The 19186-nt window shown below is 63.2% G+C and carries 15 protein-coding genes; 6 read left to right on the top strand and 9 right to left on the bottom strand.

Features of this window, described 5'->3' with window-relative positions; genetic code table 11:
* Positions 1 to 290 precede the first annotated feature (290 nt).
* A complete protein-coding gene (locus tag AK81_RS28680; protein ID WP_081042133.1) occupies positions 291 to 1259 on the top strand; it encodes an RHS repeat-associated core domain-containing protein in 969 nt (322 codons plus the stop codon).
* A gap of 105 nt (positions 1260 to 1364) precedes the next feature.
* Here the strand turns inward: AK81_RS28680 and AK81_RS22555 are convergent, their stop codons facing one another.
* The gene (locus AK81_RS22555) at positions 1365 to 2006 is read right to left on the bottom strand and encodes a TetR/AcrR family transcriptional regulator (RefSeq protein ID WP_043202649.1); all 642 of its coding nucleotides are present in this window, start codon (positions 2004 to 2006) and stop codon (positions 1365 to 1367) included.
* Positions 2007 to 2247: 241 nt separating this feature from the next.
* Here AK81_RS22555 and AK81_RS22550 point away from each other — a divergent pair, with 241 nt between their 5' ends.
* The 3 genes from AK81_RS22550 to AK81_RS22540 all read left to right on the top strand — a co-directional run bounded on the left by AK81_RS22550 (position 2248) and on the right by AK81_RS22540 (position 8174).
* The gene (locus AK81_RS22550) at positions 2248 to 3633 is read left to right on the top strand and encodes an LLM class flavin-dependent oxidoreductase (protein ID WP_043202648.1); all 1386 of its coding nucleotides are present in this window, start codon (positions 2248 to 2250) and stop codon (positions 3631 to 3633) included.
* A gap of 368 nt (positions 3634 to 4001) precedes the next feature.
* Positions 4002 to 5102 (top strand): efflux RND transporter periplasmic adaptor subunit, encoded by a 1101-nt coding sequence (locus AK81_RS22545; protein WP_043202647.1) that lies wholly within the window; start codon positions 4002 to 4004, stop codon positions 5100 to 5102.
* 6 nt (positions 5103 to 5108) lie between these two features.
* A complete protein-coding gene (locus AK81_RS22540) occupies positions 5109 to 8174 on the top strand; it encodes an efflux RND transporter permease subunit (RefSeq protein WP_043202645.1) in 3066 nt (1021 codons plus the stop codon).
* A gap of 182 nt (positions 8175 to 8356) precedes the next feature.
* Here AK81_RS22540 and AK81_RS22535 read toward each other — a convergent pair whose 3' ends face one another.
* From AK81_RS22535 to plsB, 4 genes are all read right to left on the bottom strand, one after another.
* Positions 8357 to 9046, bottom strand: a complete 690-nt coding sequence (locus AK81_RS22535; RefSeq protein ID WP_043202643.1) for a DUF4197 domain-containing protein — start codon at positions 9044 to 9046, stop codon at positions 8357 to 8359.
* A 33-nt stretch (positions 9047 to 9079) separates the two neighbouring features.
* Positions 9080 to 9478 carry a YbaY family lipoprotein gene (locus AK81_RS22530; RefSeq protein WP_043202639.1) on the bottom strand — a complete coding sequence of 133 codons (399 nt, stop codon included), beginning with the start codon at positions 9476 to 9478 and terminating at the stop codon, positions 9080 to 9082.
* Positions 9479 to 9567: 89 nt separating this feature from the next.
* Positions 9568 to 9942 carry a YbaY family lipoprotein gene (locus tag AK81_RS22525; RefSeq protein WP_043202635.1) on the bottom strand — a complete coding sequence of 125 codons (375 nt, stop codon included), beginning with the start codon at positions 9940 to 9942 and terminating at the stop codon, positions 9568 to 9570.
* Between the two features lie 80 nt (positions 9943 to 10022).
* A complete protein-coding gene (gene plsB, locus AK81_RS22520) occupies positions 10023 to 12509 on the bottom strand; it encodes a glycerol-3-phosphate 1-O-acyltransferase PlsB (RefSeq protein ID WP_043202632.1) in 2487 nt (828 codons plus the stop codon).
* Positions 12510 to 12741: 232 nt separating this feature from the next.
* Between plsB and AK81_RS22515 the strand changes: the two genes are divergently transcribed.
* Positions 12742 to 12951, top strand: a complete 210-nt coding sequence (locus AK81_RS22515) for a cold-shock protein (protein ID WP_003252255.1) — start codon at positions 12742 to 12744, stop codon at positions 12949 to 12951.
* 90 nt (positions 12952 to 13041) lie between these two features.
* Here the strand turns inward: AK81_RS22515 and AK81_RS22510 are convergent, their stop codons facing one another.
* The 4 genes from AK81_RS22510 to AK81_RS22495 all read right to left on the bottom strand — a co-directional run bounded on the left by AK81_RS22510 (position 13042) and on the right by AK81_RS22495 (position 18192).
* On the bottom strand, positions 13042 to 13419 hold the full coding sequence (locus tag AK81_RS22510; RefSeq protein ID WP_016501178.1) for a hypothetical protein: 378 nt from the start codon (positions 13417 to 13419) through the stop codon (positions 13042 to 13044).
* Between the two features lie 17 nt (positions 13420 to 13436).
* The gene (locus tag AK81_RS22505) at positions 13437 to 14249 is read right to left on the bottom strand and encodes a putative RNA methyltransferase (protein ID WP_043202629.1); all 813 of its coding nucleotides are present in this window, start codon (positions 14247 to 14249) and stop codon (positions 13437 to 13439) included.
* Positions 14249 to 15400: a succinyl-diaminopimelate desuccinylase gene (gene dapE, locus AK81_RS22500; RefSeq protein WP_043202627.1), complete on the bottom strand. Its 1152-nt coding sequence runs from the start codon at positions 15398 to 15400 to the stop codon at positions 14249 to 14251. Before dapE ends, AK81_RS22505 begins: the two co-directional genes overlap by 1 nt.
* Positions 15401 to 15600: 200 nt before the next feature.
* Positions 15601 to 18192, bottom strand: a complete 2592-nt coding sequence (locus tag AK81_RS22495; RefSeq protein ID WP_016501175.1) for a glycosyltransferase — start codon at positions 18190 to 18192, stop codon at positions 15601 to 15603.
* Between the two features lie 119 nt (positions 18193 to 18311).
* Between AK81_RS22495 and tcdA the strand changes: the two genes are divergently transcribed.
* Positions 18312 to 19121: a tRNA cyclic N6-threonylcarbamoyladenosine(37) synthase TcdA gene (gene tcdA / locus AK81_RS22490; protein WP_162491986.1), complete on the top strand. Its 810-nt coding sequence runs from the start codon at positions 18312 to 18314 to the stop codon at positions 19119 to 19121.
* The last annotated feature ends 65 nt before the right edge of the window (positions 19122 to 19186 follow it).

Raw genomic sequence — 19186 nt, 5'->3', positions numbered from 1 at the left:
CCACGATGTTGGCCAGAAGTGAAAAACTTCCTCGAATAGGCCTGATACATAGATGCAACCGGGTTCCTATGTTCAAAAGCGGCTAGACAGTGTGGGCGAGTCCATACATAGGAGCGGCTTTAGCCGCGAACACTGGCAAAGCCGGTGCCATCCACCGCGTCGCCTTCTTAAAGGGTAGAGTCGCGCCTGCAATGACCGCGCTCGACTGACCTATTATTTTTGCCAGTAGCAATTTTTGGGGCGGGGGAGTGAATATATCAAACATTCAATCCTGATCGTGGGTTATCTTCATGTCCGCTATTCCCGATCTCCAGAAAAATGGCTGTCAGCTTTTTTACTGTAACGGCAAGATCTCTACTGAAATTAATGGCGATGCCCGCTGGCGTTTCCTTCAGGCAAATGACCTGATACTGGCCCAGAATAATCACAAGACCCCAGGCTTACCCAGTAGGCTGGCGGCATGCGACCAGCAGCGCTCGGTAATCTCCATGTATGAGGAAAAATCTTCTGAGTCATATGCTTATTCTCCCTATGGGCATCACACCCAAGGCGGCTTACTGTCGTTGCTTGCCTTCAATGGTGAGCGGCGGGATGCAGTCACCGGGCATTATCACCTAGGGAATGGCTACAGGCAGTTCAGTCCGGTCATGATGCGGTTTTACAGTCCGGACAGTTGGAGCCCATTTGGCGATGGGGGCTTAAACGCGTATGTGTATTGTGCGGGAGATCCCTCGAACCGTAGTGACCCGACGGGGCATGCTGGAGCCTGGGGGTTAATCGTAAGAAAACTGAACCCAAGAAAACCAAATGCAAGGCCAAGCCCGGCAGTCGTTATGCCTACCGTTCCAGCATCGAGAAAATATATAAATAAACGTGATGGGTCTGGTGGTGCCATACCAAGGGCTGTGGCGAAAGTTGGTCATACTGTTCCATTTGAGTCATTATTCAATTCATCTGAAATCGCTGAGCAGCACCGCTTGATTGCGCAGTTTAGCGCACCTGCGAACGCATCTTCAAAAAGGAAGAAAGTATACGTCCAGTCGCATGGTGCCGTTCAGGATGCCGACGCTGCAAAACGGTATGCTCAATCATTGGATGCGCATAAGGTCTCGCTCGAAAACGAAAATAAAGTTCGTGGGATAGCCGCTCTTTTGACGGATCTGGATGCGGTTAATTCTCGCTTGTCCGGAGCAGGATCGTCGCGAGACATAATGATTCAGGCCGCGTTACAAGAAGAAATCAGAACGCGTCTCGGATAACGGGCATTGTCATAAGCCCTGTATTTTCTGCCTTTTCCGTGCATCAGCGCAGAAGGCAGAAAATTCGCGAATAGGCGTTTGAACAGGTATGTGAGCAAATCCTGCTCAGCGCCTGAATGCCCGCAAGAACACCCCGACCACCTCACGCACATGCGCCTCGGCCTCTTCCCTTTCCAAGGGCCCCGCGCACCCCAGCAGCAAGCGGTAATCCGGTGCCCCCTTGACCAGGCAGAAGAAGTGCTCCGCCGCACGCAGCGGGTTGTCGATGCGCAACAGCCCGCGCTCATCCGCCCCGCGCAGCAGCGCTTCCATCCCGGCCAGCACGCGCTTGGGCCCGGCGTCGTAGAAGTATTCGCCAAAGCTTGGGTCCAGGCTGCCCTGGGCCATGATCAGGCGGCTGAGCTTGACCGCTTCGTCGCTGCTGATCAGTGCCTGGAAGCCACGGGCAATGGTCAGCAGTACCTCCTCCACCGGTGCCCCCTCGGGGTACTCGAACAGCAGGTCCGGCAGCTGGATCTGGCAGGTGGCCATGACCGCTGAGCAGAACAGGGTCTGCTTGTCGGTGAAGTGGCTGTACACGGTGAGTTTTGAAACACCTGCCGCCGCAGCGACCGCATCCATGCTGGTGTTGGCGTAACCAAGGCTGAGGAACAGGGCCTTGGCCGCTTCGAGAATCGCCTCGCGCTTGACCAGGTCCTTTGGCCGGCCTGGGCCGATGGGTGCGTCGTTGGGCATTGTGGTCTGCATCTGGTTGAAGAATCACCATCTTAACGGGTCAGGCGCGATCCGGCTAAAACCAGCTCACATTTGCCTGCTGTCTGCCAGCGGACAGTTGATCGACAGTGATGTCGTCGATCAGGCATCAGTGATGTTTCTGCTTCTAGTTAAGCTGATGATTAATAAGGAAAATTCTGTTGGCATGAATCGTGTTGATAAAGCTGCAAGGGCACCTGACAAGGGTGCCGAGCCTATCGAACAGGAATCCCCCATGCCCCGTGAAATTCGTTTGAATGCCTTCGAGATGAACTGTGTCGGCCACCAGTCACCCGGCCTGTGGCGGCACCCCAAGGACCGCGCCTGGCAGTACAAGGACCTGGACTACTGGACCGACCTGGCCAAGCTGCTGGAGCGCGGCAAGTTCGACGGCATCTTCATTGCCGACGTGATCGGCATCTACGATGTGCTGGGCGGCAACGGTGACGCGGCCATCCGCCAGGCGGCGCAGGTGCCGGTGAACGACCCACTGGCAGTGATCACACCCATGGCGCTGGTCACCGAACACCTCGGTTTCGGCCTGACCGCCTCGCTGACGTTCGAGCACCCGTACCCGTTCGCTCGCCGCCTGTCGACCCTGGACCACCTGACCAAGGGCCGCATCGGCTGGAATATTGTCACGTCCTACCTGGACAGCGGTGCGCGCAACTTGGGGCAGAAGGCGTTGAGCGACCATGATGCCCGCTACGACTACGCCGACGAGTACCTGGAGGTGCTGTACAAGTTGTTCGAGGGCAGCTGGGAAGACGGTGCTGTGGTGCGCGACCGCAAAACCGGCCTGTTCACCGACCCGCGCAAAGTCCACGAGATCCGCCACCACGGCAAGCACTTCCAGGTCCCAGGTATTCACCTGTGCGAACCTTCGCCGCAACGCACCCCCGTGCTGTACCAGGCAGGGGCGTCCAGCCGCGGCAAGCATTTTGCCGCCGGCCATGCCGAATGCGTGTTCGTCGCCGCGCCGTCCAAGGTCATCCTGAAAAAGACCGTGGCCGATATTCGCCGCCGCGCCGCCGAGGCCGGGCGCGACCCGCGCAAGGTACTGATCTTCAACATGCAGACGGTGATCGTCGACGAAACCGACGCCAAGGCCCAGGCCAAATGGCAGGAGCTGAAAAGCTTCGCCAGCTACGAAGGCGCCCTGGCGCTGATTTCCGGCTGGACCGGCATCGACTTCAGCGAATACCAGCCTGACCAGGTGCTGGAGCATATCCACACCAATGCCATCCAGTCGGCCGTGGAAGCGTTTTCCACCGCCGACCCGAACAAGCGGTGGACCGTGCAAGAACTCGCCGACTGGGTCGGCATTGGCGGCTTTGGCCCGCTGATCGTCGGCAGTGCGCAAACCGTGGCGGACGAACTGCAGGCCTGGGTTGAAGAAACCGATGTCGACGGCTTCAACCTGACCTATGCCCTGGCCCATGAAACCTTCCGCGACGTGGTCGAGTTGCTGGTACCCGAGCTGCAGCAACGCGGCGCCTACAAGACCGAATACCGCCCCGGCACCCTGCGCGAGAAGCTGTTCGGCGACGGCCCACGGTTGCCGGCCAGCCACCCCGCAGCGGGTTATCGCGACCTCAGCCGCCAGCACGAAGCAGTCTGATAGTGTCGGGGCCGCTTCGCGGCCCATCGCGGTAAGCCAGCTCCCCCAGGGGTGGCGCAGGCTTGCCAGCTTGCGCTGTTCCTGTAGGAGCGGCCTTGTGTCGCGATGGGGCGCGTAGCGGCCCCACGATTTCAGCCCCACCTCAGACATCGCCGGGGCCGCTTATCGCGACACAAGGCCGCTCCTACAGGCCATCCGCCACCAATCTGCCAGGCGTATAGGCGGGCGACGCTCGATTTCACAGTCGTCAAAAGACTCCAGCCGTTCCCCTGAAAAACCACCGCAAACCCTTCCCGCCATCGCTTGCCTGACTTAATATACCCGTCAGTACAAATATTCGAAGTGCCTCCCCCGCGAAAGGATTCATCATGTTGCGCCATGCCTTGTCCATCGCTCTGCCCGCCGTTGCCGCGTTGTTGCTGACGGCATGCGGTCAGGAAGCCACCCCGCCTGCCGCGCCGCGCCCGGCGCTGGTAGTGCAGCCGCAGCCGGCCGAAGCCGCTGCCGACAGTTACCCCGGCGAAGTGCGTGCGCGCTTCGAGCCGGACCTGGCCTTCCGCATTGGCGGCAAGGTCACCAAGCGCCTGGTGGAGGAGGGGCAGCGGGTCAAGGCCGACCAGCCGCTGGCCGAGCTGGACCCGCAGGACGTGCGCCTGCAACTGGAAGCCAACCGCGCCCAGATGGCGGCTGCCGAGGCCAACCTGGCGCTGGTGCGCGCCGAGCGTGATCGCTACCAGAAGCTGCTGGACCGGCAGATGGTCAGCCATTCCCAGTTCGACAATGCCGAAAACCTCTACCGCGCCGGCCTTGCCCGCCTGAAACAGGCCAAGGCCGAGTTCGATGTGGCTGGCAACCAGGCGGAATATGCCGTGCTGCGCGCGCCGCAAGCCGGGGTGGTAGCCAAGCGTCAGGTCGAAGTGGGGCAGGTGGTTGCCGCCGGGCAGACCGTGTTCACCCTGGCCGCCGATGGCGAGCGCGAAGTGGTGATCGGCCTGCCGGAGCAGCAGTTTGCCCGCTTTGCCGTGGGCCAACCGGTGAGCGTGGAGCTTTGGTCGCACCCGCAAGAGCGCTTCCAGGGGCGCATCCGCGAATTGTCGCCAGCCGCCGACCCACGCTCGCGCACCTTCGCTGCGCGCATCGCCTTTACCTCGACTGCCACGCCGGCGGAACTGGGCCAGAGTGCCCGGGTGTTCATCGCTCACGAGGGGCTGATCCCGTTGGCAGTGCCGCTGTCAGCGGTTACTGCGGAAAACGGCCAGGCCTATGTGTGGCGGGTCAACAAGGACAGCCGCCTCGAGCGGGCCGTGGTGCGCCTGGGGGCGTACGGCAGCGACAGCGTGCCAGTGCTCGAGGGCCTTGCCCCCGGCGACTGGGTGGTCGCCGCCGGTGGCCATGTACTGCGTGAGGGCCAGGAAATACGCCCTGTGGACCGCAGCAACCGTGTTGTGAAGCTGACGGCCAAGGAGTAAGTCCCGATGGGTTTCAACCTTTCTGCCTGGGCGCTGCGCAACCGCCAGATCGTCCTGTTCCTGATGATCCTGCTGGCGGCCATTGGCGCCATGTCCTACACCAAGCTCGGCCAGAGCGAGGACCCGCCATTCACCTTCAAGGCCATGGTCATTCGTACCCTGTGGCCGGGCGCCAGCGCCGAGGAAGTGTCGCGCCAGGTCACCGAACGTATCGAGAAAAAGCTGATGGAAACCGGCGAGTACGAGAAGATTGTCTCGTTCTCGCGCCCCGGCGAATCGCAAGTCACCTTCATGGCCCGCGACTCGCTGCATTCCAAGGACATCCCCGAGCTGTGGTACCAGATCCGCAAGAAGGTCGCGGACATTCGCCACACCCTGCCACCGGAGATCCAGGGCCCGTTCTTCAACGATGAGTTCGGTACCACCTTCGGCAATATCTATGCGCTGACCGGTAAGGGCTTCGACTACGCGGTGCTCAAGGACTACGCCGACCGCATCCAGATCCAGCTGCAGCGGGTCAAGGATGTGGGCAAGGTCGAGCTGGTGGGCCTGCAGGACGAAAAAATCTGGATCGAGCTGTCCAACCTCAAGCTGGCCACCCTCGGCGTACCCCTGGAGGCCGTGCAGCAGGCCCTGCAGGAGCAGAACGCGGTGAGCACCGCCGGCTTCTTCGAGACGCCCAGCGAGCGCCTACAACTGCGGGTGAGCGGGCGCTTCGACAGCGTGGAGCAGATTCGCCAGTTCCCCATCCGCGTAGGTGACCGCACGTTCCGCATCGGCGATGTGGCCGAAGTGCACCGTGGCTTCAACGACCCACCCGCCCCGCGCATGCGCTTCATGGGCGAGGACGCCATTGGCCTGGCCGTGTCGATGAAGGACGGCGGCGACATCCTGGTACTGGGCAAGGCGCTGGAAGGCGAGTTCGAGCGCGTGGCGCGCAACCTGCCGGCCGGCATGGAGCTGCGCAAGGTCTCGGACCAACCTGCGGCGGTCAAGGCCGGTGTGGGCGAATTTGTCCAGGTGCTGGTCGAGGCGCTGGTCATCGTGCTGCTGGTGAGCTTCTTCTCGCTGGGCCTGCGCACCGGCCTTGTGGTGGCGCTGGCCATCCCCCTGGTGCTGGCCATGACCTTTGCTGCCATGCACTACTTTGGCATCGGCCTGCACAAGATTTCCCTCGGCGCGCTGGTGCTGGCGCTGGGCCTGCTGGTGGACGACGCGATCATTGCCGTGGAAATGATGGCGATCAAGATGGAGCAGGGCTACGACCGGCTCAAGGCAGCCAGCTATGCCTGGAGCAGCACTGCCTTCCCGATGCTGACCGGTACCCTGATCACTGCGGCAGGCTTCTTGCCCATCGCCACTGCTGCTTCCAGCACTGGCGAATACACCCGCTCGATCTTCCAGGTGGTGACCATCGCCCTGTTGACCTCGTGGGTGGCGGCGGTGGTGTTCGTGCCCTACCTGGGCGAGCGCCTGCTGCCAGACCTGGCCAAGCTGCACGCTGCGCGCCATGGCAAGGACGGCCACGCGCCAGACCCTTACGCCACGCCGTTCTACCAGCGTGTGCGGCGGGTGGTGGAGTGGTGCGTACGGCGGCGCAAGACGGTGATCCTGCTCACCATCGCGGCCTTTGTCGGCAGCATCCTGCTGTTCCGCTTCGTGCCCCAGCAGTTCTTCCCGGCCTCCGGGCGGCCAGAGCTGATGGTTGACCTGAAGCTGGCCGAAGGCGCCTCGCTGGCCAATACCGCCGAGCGGGTCAAGCAATTGGAGGCACTGCTCAAGCAGCAGGACGGCATCGATAACTACGTGGCCTACGTGGGCACCGGCTCGCCGCGCTTCTACCTGCCACTGGACCAGCAACTACCTGCAGCCAGCTTTGCCCAGTTCGTGGTGCTGGCCAAGTCGATGGAGGACCGCGAGCGCCTGCGCAGCTGGCTGATCAGCACCGTGGACCAGCAATTCCCCGACCTGCGTGCCCGGGTGACGCGCCTGGAAAACGGCCCGCCCGTGGGTTACCCGGTGCAGTTCCGGGTCACCGGCGAGCACATCGAGAAGGCCCGTGCGCTGGCCCGTGAAGTGGCTGACAAGGTGCGCGAGAACCCGCATGTGGTGAACGTCCACCTGGACTGGGAAGAACCCAGCAAGGCAGTGTTCCTCGAAATCGACCAGGACCGCGCCCGCGCCCTGGGCGTGAGCACCGCGCACCTGTCCAGCTTCCTGCAAAGCTCGCTGACCGGCACCACGGTCAGCCAGTACCGCGAGGACAACGAGCTGATCGAGATCCTGCTGCGCGGCACCCAGCAGGAGCGCGGCGAACTGGGTAACCTCGGCAGCCTGGCACTGCCCACCGACAACGGCCAGAGCGTGGCGCTGTCGCAGGTAGCGACCCTGGAGTACGGCTTCGAGGAAGGGATCATCTGGCACCGCAACCGCCTGCCGACGGTGACCGTGCGCGCCGATATCTACGACAAGGAGCAACCGGCCACGCTGGTGAAACAGATAGAGCCGACCCTGCAGGCGATACGCGCCAAGCTGCCGGATGGCTACCTGCTGGAAGTGGGCGGTACGGTTGAAGACTCCGAGCGTGGGCAGAAGTCGGTGAACGCCGGCATGCCGCTGTTCGTGGTGGTGGTGCTGAGCCTGCTGATGATCCAGCTGCGCAGCTTCTCGCGCACGGTAATGGTGTTCCTCACCGCACCGCTGGGGCTGATTGGCGTGACCCTGTTCCTGCTGGTGTTCCGCCAGCCGTTCGGCTTTGTCGCCATGCTGGGCACCATTGCCCTGGCGGGCATGATCATGCGCAACTCGGTGATCCTGGTGGACCAGATCGAGCAGGACATTGCGGCGGGGATGGAGCGTTGGCAGGCGATCATCGAAGCCACGGTGCGGCGGTTCCGGCCGATCGTGCTGACCGCGCTGGCGGCGGTGCTGGCGATGATCCCGTTGTCGCGTAGCGTGTTCTACGGGCCGATGGCGGTGGCGATCATGGGCGGGTTGATCGTGGCCACGGCGTTGACCCTGTTGTTCCTGCCGGCGTTGTATGCGGCGTGGTTCAGGGTGAAGAAAACCTGAAGACCGCAGGGGAGGGCTTTGCCCTCCTTTCGCGATTCAACGCTGTGCTGGATCCTGTGGGAGCGGGCGTGCCCGCGAAGCCGACAGCTCGCTGTATGGCACCGGCTTCGCCGGTGTTCGCGGCGGTTCGACGCCTCGACACGCCCGCTCCCACAAGGGCTGCAAAGCAGCCCCCGGGGTCATCAAAGTGCGCCGAAGACCTTCTTGGCCAGGCTGGTAGCGGCCTGCGCCGGGTTCTGGCGAATGCTCTGCTCCTGCTTGCCAATCATCTCGAACAGGCCGTCCAGTGCCTTCTCGGTCACGTAGTTCTCGATGCTGGCGCTCTTGGCGTCGACCACGCCCAGTGCCAGGGCCTGCCCGGCAAAGTTGTTGTACTGCTGGGCCAGGCCAACCTTGTCGGTAGCCTGTTTGACGATCGGCAGGAACTTGGCGCGGATCTGCTCGCGGCTGCTCTTGTTCAGGTACTGGGTGGCCGAGTCGTCACCGCCGCTGAGGATGCCCTTGGCATCGGTCACGCTCATGTTCTTCACGGCATCGACCAGAATCGCCTGGGCCTGCGGCACGGCCGCCTCTGCGGCCTTGTTCATGCTGGCTTCAAGGGCATCGACCTGTTCCCCTTTGCCGAACATCTTCATGGCCTTGGCCGCCTTGCCCAGGTTGCCCGGCAATTCGATGCGCACGTCGGGGTTGTTGCTGAAGCCACCCGGGGTGCTCAACTGCTTGACGGCCAGCTGCGCGCCTTGGGTCAGGGTATCTTTCAGGCCGCCAGTGGCGTCCTTCTGGCTCAGGTCGCCCAGCGACAGGGCCAGGGCGCTGGCCGACAGCAGCAGGCCGGCGCACAGGGTGGTGAAGCGCAGGGAAGTGCGGATCATGAAGCTTTCCTTGTAAACAGATAGAAACGGGTATCAGCGAACCGGGTCGACCTTGATGCGTACCGATTTCGGGTCACTGCCGTCGAGCATCACACCATGGTGTTCGGTATTGATGAACAGCAGCTTGCCCTCCAGCTCGATGCGCGCGCTCACCGCATAGCGGTGGCCGGGTTTGACCTGGGCTGGGTCGTAGCTGAGGTGGAACGGCAGGGGAACGTTGCCTTTGACCGGGCCGGCCTGGCGGGCCAGGGTCACGGCAGGGGCGTCCATCAGCGAAACATCCTGCAGCTCCACGCTCAAGGTAGCCGCAGGCGGCAGGGCGATACGCTGCAGGTAGAAGACTTCACCGTCCAGGCTGGCTTGGGTGGATGGGGTTTGGCTGGAACAGGCTGCGAGCAGGGATGCGCAACACAGCATAAAGAGCTTTTTCATGGAATCTCCATCAGTCCTTGGAGCTGGCTTGTGGCCAACCCCAGGGACTTTAGCGGATTTTCCGGAATGAATCAGCGCCAGACGGCCAGTCAATCGATGAGGGTGTCGCTGAACAGAAGGTCAGTCCCGGTAGCAACCTGGTCGACAGTTACCCGTTGTATACCGGATAAGGTGTGCGGCTCGATTGGATGGCGGCTGGTGCTCATGTAGTGCAGTTGCCCGTCTTTTTCGATACGCACAGCAAGCGCGTAGTCGTGGCGCGGGTCGATCAGGCTGCTGTCGAAGGTCATCTGCAAATGGATCGGCATCAAGCCGCCGCAGCGTAGGCGAAGTTCGGCAAGGCTGACGGCCGGCGAATCAGCCAGCGAAACGTCAAGCAGGCTCAGTAGAACCTGCCCGGATGGCGGGAGTGTACTGTCGCCCGAGGAAACGATTTCAACGGGGAACGACTTGATTTGGCTCATATCGGTGCTCCTTGAGTGGGATGTGGTGATGCAGCACATCGATACTCATCCCTCTCAAGGGCCGACAGCAGGCTGAAAACCTACCCTTGCACTACCTCCGATGGCTCATCGCGATGCAGGGCCACCTGGCGGATCGACAGCCGCAGCTCGGCCGACAGCACACGCTTGGCCACGCCCTCGGCCAGCTCGCCGAGCTTGTCGTGATAACCCAGCTTGCCTTGCCCGTCTGCATGCACCACGCCTTGCTGGAGCAGGGTCTGGATAAAGTGGCGGAACAGCGTCTTGTCGAAGAACTCCGGGGCATTCAGGCCATGCAGGATCGACAGGCGCTGGGCCATCATCACGCAGAGGTCTTCCAGCGCTTCGGCGCTGAGGGTGTTCTGCCCGCTGTTGAGCAGCAGCGAGGTGGCCATGTAGAAGCGCTGCAGGGTCTGGGTGATGGTGCGGGCCAGCAGGGTCAGCAACACGAACTGCCGCGAGCTGGGCGCCGGGCGCACGTACACGTCGTTCTCCTGGCGCAGCAGGCCTTGCTCGACCAGCGCGGCCAGCCATTGGTCGATCACCTCGTCCAGCTGCTCTGGCGTCCAGCGCAGGAACAGTTCGGCCTGCAGGTACGGGTACAACGCATGCACATACTGGCCCAGCAGTTCGCGGCTCATGCGCGAGCTGCTGAGGAAGAAGCTGGCCAGCAGCGCCGGCAGGGCGAAGATGTGCAGTACGTTGTTGCGGTAATAGGTCATCAGTACCGCATTGCCTTCATCCAGGTAGAGGATGCGGCCCAGGGCGTCCTTCTGCTCGGCCACCAGGTTCATGCTGCGCACGTGTTCGATCAGTGCCTGGCCGTCGCCGTCGGGCAGGGTGGTGTGCGGCGAATAGGGCACCTGGCGCAACAAGGCCAGGTACAGGTCGAGCACGCGGGTCAGGGCGCGTTCGTCCAGGGCCAGGCGGCTGGTGGACAGCAGTGCCAGGGCTACCAGGTTGACCGGGTTGATGGCGGCCGCCTCGTTGAGGTGACGCGCCACGGTTTCGCCCAGGCGGGTGGTGGCGGCGTTGAGCCAGGCCGGGCGGTACTGCGGGCCGTGATCCTGTTCACGCCAGCCGGGCTGTTGCTCGTCGAGGAAGCCGGCGAGGCGGATGGGTTCGCCGAAGTTGACGTAGACCTGGCCAAAGCGCTGCTTGAGCGCGCCAAACACCTTGAAGATGTCGAACACCGACTCCTTCTTCTTGCTGGCACCGCGCAACTCGCCCAGGTAGGTGCGGCCTTCGAGCACGCGCTCGTAGCCGATGTACACCGGCACGAACACGACCGGCGTGCGCGACGAGCGCAGGAAGCTGCGCAGGGTAATGGCCAGCATCCCGGTACGCGGCTGCAGCATGCGCCCGGTACGCGAGCGGCCGCCTTCGACGAAGTACTCGACCGGGAAGCCTTTGGTGTACAGGGTATGCAGGTACTCGTTGAACACGGCGGTGTACAGCGGGTTGCCCTTGAACGTGCGGCGCATGAAGAAGGCGCCGCCACGGCGCAGCAGGTTACCCACCACCGGCATGTTGAGGTTGATGCCTGCGGCCACGTGCGGTGGGGTGAGGCCGTTGCGGAACAGCAGGTACGACAGCAGCAGGTAGTCGATGTGGCTGCGGTGGCACGGTACGTAGATCACTTCGTGGCCGGGGGCTATGCCCTGAACCTGTTCGATATGGTTGACCTTGATGCCGTCGTAGATCTTGTTCCAGAACCAGCTGAGCACCACTTCGAGAAAGCGGATGACCGTGTAGGTGTAGTCCGATGCGATCTCGTTGCCATAACGCAGCGCCTGGGCTTCGGCCTTGGCCAGCGGCAGGTTCTCGCGCTGGGCCTCGTCGACGATGGCCTGGCGCACCTGCGGGGCATGGATCAGGCCTTTGACCAGGTTGCGCCGGTGCGAGATGTCCGGGCCGATGACAGCGGTCTTGAGGTTGCGAAAATGCACGCGCATCAGGCGCTGGGCCATGCGCACGGTGCGCTCGTGGCCCTTGTTGTGCTGTACCAGTTCGCGCAGGTGGATAGGCGCAGAGAACTGCACCCGGGTCTTGCGCCCCAATATCAGCACGGTCAGTAGCCGGCGCAGGCGCCCGGTAACCGCCCAGCTGTCGGCGAACAGCAGCTTCCATGGGCTGGACTCACTGGCCGGGGTCTGGCCCCAGAACACACTGACCGGAATGATCTGCGCATCTTCTTCGGCATGCTGGGTGACGGCAGCGACCAGGCGCTCAAGCGTGGGCGGGGCGCCGCGTTTGTCCTGTCGGCCAAGCCAGTCCGGGTCGGGGGTCAGGTAGAAGAACCCGGCCGGTTCCTGCAGCGGGCCTACCGCCACCGGCAGCACCGGGCGCGGCAGCCCCGCCTTGGTGCACTCGTGATCGAGCACGGCCAGGTCGGTGAGCGCGGGCGAGGGCAGCGCATAGAACACCGGCCGGCTGCGGTCCAGGTTGAGGGACATGGAAGACTGGTTGATGGTCTCGGAGCGCACCCACAGGTACAACAGGCGACGCAGGGCGCCGAAGATCAGGCGGCGCAGGGGGGAACGGGTCATGGGGTGAGTGCCCTGGGTGTGATTTTCAGGTGAGTATCCAGCTATTTAGTCTGCCGTATCGGCGTAAGTTCAGCAAAAAACGGCCAACGGCGGGACCGTCATCAATTTTTTTTGTTCTGTGTCATATACTCGGCCTGCCACTTGCAGGATATTTCAGCAAGCGGCGTTGGCACGGGGCCGTGAGCTCATGCCTACAAGGCGATCTTCACAATAAAAATCCGGAGTAGTTCAGATGTCGTCTCGTGAGACTGGGAATGTAAAGTGGTTCAACGATGCCAAGGGTTATGGCTTCATTCAGCGCGAAGGTGGTGCGGATGTGTTCGTCCACTATCGGGCGATCCGCGGTGAGGGGCATCGTACCCTGGTCGAAGGGCAGCGGGTGGAGTACGCCTGCGTGCAGGGCCAGAAAGGCCTGCAAGCCGAAGACGTAGTAGGGCTCTGAGCCTCAAGCTGTAAGCCTCAAGCTGCAAGTGACCGTGTACTTGCAGCCTGATGCGATCCCTCTTGAAGCTCGCAGCTTAAAGCTTGCTGCTCAAGAAGTACGCCAGGTGATTTCCTCTTCACCGTCGGCGCTGATGCGGACCCAGCGGTCGGCATCTTCTTCCCCGTCTTCCTCGACCCAGCCACCCGGCGCGCAGCGCACTTCCACACCCAGTGCGGCAAATGCAGCGCGGGCGCAGGCGATATCATCGGCCCATGGCGTCTGATCGCTTTCCAGGTACAGGCTGTTCCATTTCCCTACAGCCTTGGGTAACCAGGTGACCGGAATGTTACCGGCCTTGCATTTGAACGTCTGGCCTTTCTGCTGCCATTCGCTGCAGGGGCCAATTGCCTGGGCGAGCCACTCGGCAATCTGCTTGTGGTCGACGTCGGCGTCCTTCAGGTAAATCTCGATATCGGGTTGGCGCATAAGGGCTCCGGGTTTGCTCAGTCTTGGCGCACGAAATAGTCATAACGCATGGAAACCGTGACCTCGAACGGCTCGGGTTGGTCGATCACCAGGGCGCGTTTTTCGGCGCTGGCGCGCCAGCCGTGCGGGGTCATTGCCAGCAGGTCGGCGCGCGCCTTGGGCAAAGCCAGGCTCAGGCGGAACTCGAGCGTTTCGCTGTGGGCGTGGGCCATGCCTTCGGGGACGAGAGCCAAATGCTTGTCGTCGGCGTAAGGGCGCACTTCATCGTACAGCACCTCGCGCAACTCCATTAGATGGCCGCTGGTCGGGCCGACCCGCATCAGGCCGCCGCCGGGGCTGAGCAGGCGCTTGGCCTCGGCCCAGTCCAGCGGGCTGAACACGCTGGCGATGAACTGGCAACTGGCGTCGGCCAGCGGCACGCGGGCCATGCTGGCGACCATCCAGGTAACCTGGGGCGCGCGCCGGCAGGCACGCTTGACCGCCTCGCGGGAGATGTCCAGGGCGTAACCGTCGGCAGCCGGCAGGGCCTGGGCGAGCAGCGCGGTGTAATAACCCTCGCCGCAGCCGATGTCCAGCCAGGCGCCGGGCTGGCGCTCGGCGGCAAGCTCGGCAAGGCGGCGGGCCACCGGGGCGTAGTGGCCAGCGTCGAGAAAGTCGCGGCGGGCCTCGACCATGGCCTGGTTGTCACCCGGGTCGCGGCTGTTCTTGTGCTGCACCGGCAGCAGGTTCAGGTAACCCTGGCGGGCGCGGTCGAAGCGGTGGCCGGCCGGGCACACCACACTGTTGTCGAGCCGGCTCAGCGGCGCCTGGCAAAGGGGGCAGGCGAGCATCAGGCGAGCAACCGAACCAGGGTCTGGTAGTAGATTTCGGTCAGCAGGTCGAGGTCGCTGGCCAGGATCCGCTCGTCCACCTGGTGAATGGTGGCGTTGACCGGGCCAAGTTCGACCACCTGGGTGCCCATGGTGGCGATGAAGCGGCCATCGGAGGTGCCGCCGCTGGTGGACGGCTGGGTGTCGCGGCCGGTGACGCCCTTGATGCTGTGCGCCACGGCGTCGAGCAGTTCACCGGGTTCGGTGAGGAACGGCAGGCCCGACAGCGCCCAGTCGACCGACCAGTCCAGTTCATGCTTGTCGAGAATCGCCGACACCCGCGCCTGCAGGCCTTCGACGGTGGACTCGGTGGAAAAGCGGAAGTTGAACAGCGCGGTCAGGTCGCCCGGTACCACGTTGGTGGCGCCGGTGCCGGAATTGAGGTTGGAGATCTGGAAGCTGGTCGGCGGGAAGAACGCGTTGCCTTCGTCCCAGTGCTCGGCTGCCAGTTCCGCCAGGGCCGGGGCGGCCAGGTGGATCGGGTTGCGGGCCAGGTGCGGGTAGGCCACGTGGCCCTGCTTGCCGCGCACGGTCAGCTTGGCACCCAGCGAGCCGCGGCGGCCGTTCTTGACCACGTCACCCAGCAAAGTGGTGCTGGAGGGTTCGCCGACGATGCACCAGTCCAGGCGTTCGTTGCGCGCTTTCAGGCGCTCGACCACTGCCTTGGTACCGTGGTGGGCCGGGCCTTCTTCGTCGCTGGTGATCAGGAAGGCGACCTTGCCGCGGTGGTTCGGGTAGTCGTGCACGAAGCGCTCGCTGGCGATCACCATGGAGGCCAGGCTGCCCTTCATGTCGGCGGCGCCGCGGCCGCAGAGCATGCCGTCAGCGTCGATCAGCGCTTCGAACGGTTCATGCTGCCATTGCTGCACCGGGCCGGTGGGCACCACGTCGGTGTGGCCGGCGAAGCACAGCACCGGGCCGTCCTGGCTGCCGTGGGTGGCCCAGAAGTTGTCTACGTCTTCAATGCGCATCGGCTCGAGCTCGAAGCCCACGGCGCCCAGGCGCTTCATCATCTGCGCCTGGCAATCGGCGTCGACAGGGGTGACCGAGGGGCGACGGATCAGGTCGCAGGCCAGTTGAAGGGTAGGCGAGAGCTCGGCAGGGGCCGTCATGGGGAACTCCGGGGCAAGGCAAGGCGGGGAAATCTGAGGGGCGTTATCTTATATCAAACCGAAGGGCCAATGGGGCCGCTTTGCGGCCCTATCGCGACGCAAGGCCGCTCCCACAGGCGATCGCGGGTTAACTGGCTGCCGCGGTCCCTTGTAGGAGCGGCCTTGCGTCGTGAAAGGGCTGCAAAGCAGCCCCGGCAATCTCAAGCCTGCTGCGGCTCGGCAGCCTTCTCCACTGGCTTGGGCAGCGAAGACAGCAAGGCCATCACCAGCGCCGCCACATACGGCAACGACTGCACCAGCAGCATCGCTACCCAAAACCGCATGTCCGAACTCGGCAGCCCCTGCACCAGGTAAATGCCCAGCGCCGCACCCCACAGCAGCAACATGATGAACAGCTCTTCCCGCGCTTCGGAAAGTGCCACCAGCAGCCCATGGCTGTCGGCATTCTTTGGCGTGCGGAAGAACGGCATGCTGCTGGTGAAGAATCCGTACAACACCGCCTTGGCAATGGTATGCGACAGCGCCAGGCCGGCCAGCGCTGCGGCGAAGGCGTCCTTGAGGTTGACCCCCACCGCGCGGCGGTAAAGGAAGATGATCTTGCCGACCTTGAAGAAGAACAGCGCCAGCGGAGGGATGGCGAAGATCATCAGCGGCGGGTCGACCCGGTGCGGCACGATGATCATCGCCGCCGACCACAGCAGCGCGCCGATGGTGAAGAAGATGTTCATGCCGTCGGCGACCCAAGGCAGCCAGCCGGCCAGGAAGTGGTAACGTTGGCCACGGGTCAGCTCGCTGCCCTTGCCGCGCAGCAGGGCGCTGGCGTGGTGCTTGATGATCTGAATGGCGCCGTAGGCCCAGCGGAAACGCTGCTTCTTGAAGTCGATGAAGGTGTCGGGCATGAGGCCCTTGCCGTAGCTGTTGTGGGCGTACGCGGCCGACAGGCCTTTCTCGAACACGCGCAGGCCCAGCTCGGCGTCCTCGCAGATGCACCATTCGGCCCAGCCCAGCTCTTCCAGTACCGTGCGCCGGGTCATGGTCATGGTGCCATGCTGGATGATGGCGTCACGGTCGTTGCGGGTGACCATGCCGATGTGGAAGAAGCCCTTGTACTCGCTGTAGCACAGCTTCTTGAAGGCGCTTTCGTGTTGGTCGCGATAGTCCTGCGGCGACTGCACCACGGCAATTTTAGGGTCGGCGAAATGCGGCACCATGTGCTTGAGCCAGTTGCGGTCCACACAGTAGTCCGAGTCGATCACCGCGATCACTTCGGCGTCCTTGGCCGTGTGCGGGAGCAGGTAGTTCAGCGCGCCGCCCTTGAAGCCGGCCAGTGGCGCGACGTGGAAGAATTTGAAGCGCTCACCGAGCTTCTCGCAGTGGGCCTTCAGCGGCTCCCACACGGCCGGGTCCTTGGTGTTGTTGTCGATCACCAGCACTTCGTAGTCGGGGTAGTCCAGCGCGGCCAGGGCGTCGAGGGTCTGCTTCACCATCTCGGGTGGTTCGTTGTAGCACGGCACATGCACCGACACCTTGGGCCGGTAGGCGCTGTCGGCCTGCACCGGCAGGAACTCGCGTCGGCGCTTGTGTATCCAGACTGCCTCGGCCAGTTCATGGGCCTCGGTAAGCAACACGATGAACACGCCCAGCGCGCCAAGGGCGAGCAGCACGCCCACGGTGAGGCTGAACCAGGTGCTGTATTGCTGGCTGTAGTCGTAGGCAATCCACACCAGCACCGACCCGCACAGGAAGGTGATGAACGTGAGGAATGTGCGGCCGCGCTGGCGCAGGGCCGAGCCGTCGATGAACAGCACCATCAGCGCGATCATCGCCAGCACCACCGAGGCCACTGCCAGGGCACGCCACTGCGGGATCGCCACCACCGGGCCGTCGAAGTTGAATTTTTGCTGGCGCTCGGCGTTGTACACGCCCCAGTAGGCGCCTACCGAACCTTCGTCGCTGGCCTTCCACGGCTGGTCATAGGCTTCGATGACGAAGTAGTTGTAGCCACGGCGGTTGAGGGTGTTGACCAGGGTGCGCAGGTAGATGGCCTGGTCGGCCTGGCTGGCATCGGCACCCCCGCGCATGCGGCCGTTGCTCGGCCAGCCGACCTCCGACAGCAGCAGCGGTTTACGCGGGAACTGGTGCTTCAGTTCACGGGCGCGGTCGAGTACGAACTCGACCGAATCCTTCATCGGCACGAATTCCCAGTAGGGCAGGATGTGCGCGGCAATCAGGTCGACGTGCTTGGCAATCTCGGGGTTTTCCTTCCAGATGTGCCATTGCTCACTGGTGGTGACCGGTACCTTGACGGCTGCGCGTACCCGGTCCAGGTACTTGATCAGGTTTTCCGGGGTGACTTCTTCACGGAACAGTGCCTCGTTGCCGACCACAACCCGCACCACGCTGCGCGAGGTGTTGGCCAACTGGATGGCCGTGGCAATTTCGCGTTCGTTGCGCTCCAGGTCCGGGCTGATCCAGATCCCCAGCGTCACCCGCAGGCCGAACTCCTCGGCCAGGCGCGGGATGTCGGCCTGGGTGCCCTCCACCGTATAGATCCGGATGCTGTCGGTCAGTTTGCTCAACTGCTCCAGGTCCTGGCGCATCTCGTCGTCAGTGGGGTACTGGCCCTTCTGCGGGCTTTCACCCAGCCGGAACGGCGAATACGAAAAGCCAGAAATCTGTTCTGGCCAGGCGGGGGCGGAGACCGGGCGGTTGATCAGTGCCCAGAACCCGGTGAACAACGCGGCGATGGCCAGGACCACGACCAGGTTCAGGCCGAATTTACGTGAAGACATTGTCGTCCATTTGTGTCGAAGTGATAGGACATTAAAGCAGGGTTGGTAGTGTCTTTCCTAACGATGCAGGCCATGGGCCCGCTGGCATATAATGCGCGCCGGTTTTTTGGGGTATGAACATGAGCACAGAAGATCCACGCTTTGCCGGCGTTGCCCGGCTGTATGGCGACCAGGGGCTGCAACGCCTGGGCCAGGCCCATGTGGGCGTGGTCGGTATTGGCGGGGTTGGCTCGTGGGTGGCCGAAGCGCTGGCCCGCAGCGGCGTGGGTGAAATTTCCCTGTTTGATCTGGACGACGTCTGTGTCAGCAACACCAACCGCCAGGCCCATGCCCTGGAAGGGCAGGTGGGGCGGCCCAAGGTGGAGGTCATGGCCGAGCGCCTGCGGGCGATCAACCCGGCGTGCACGGTGCATGCGGTGGCCGACTTCGTCACCCGTGAAACCATGGCCGAGCATATCCATGAGCACCTGGACTGTGTGATCGACTGCATCGACAGCGTCATGGCCAAGGCTGCGTTGATTGCCTGGTGCCGGCGGCGCAAGATCGCCATCGTGACCACGGGTGGGGCTGGTGGGCAGATCGACCCGACACAGATCCAGATCGCCGACCTGAACAAGACCTTCAACGACCCGCTGGCCTCGCGGGTGCGCTCCACCCTGCGCCGCGATTACAACTTCTCGCGCAATGTCAGCCGCAACTATGGCGTGCCGTGCGTGTTCTCCAGCGAACAGCTGCGTTATCCCAAGGGTGATGGCAGCGTTTGCCTGCAGAAAAGCTTCGTGGGCGAGGGTGTGAGGCTGGACTGCTCGGGTGGCTTTGGCGCGGTGATGATGGTGACCGCGACCTTTGGCATGGTAGCGGCGAGCAAGGCGATCGAGAAGCTGGTGGCCGGTGCGCGACGCCCTTCGGAACGGCTCAAACCTGAGTAACCATTCTCAGGCCTACTCGGTCCTTGTAGGAGCGGCCTTGTGTCGCGATGGGCCGCAAAGCGGCC

The sequence above is a fragment of the Pseudomonas putida W15Oct28 genome, from assembly GCF_000708715.2.
Lineage (GTDB): Bacteria > Pseudomonadota > Gammaproteobacteria > Pseudomonadales > Pseudomonadaceae > Aquipseudomonas > Aquipseudomonas putida_R.
Note: the sequence above shows the minus strand (reverse complement) of the source record. Positions and strands in the feature narration are given on the sequence as shown.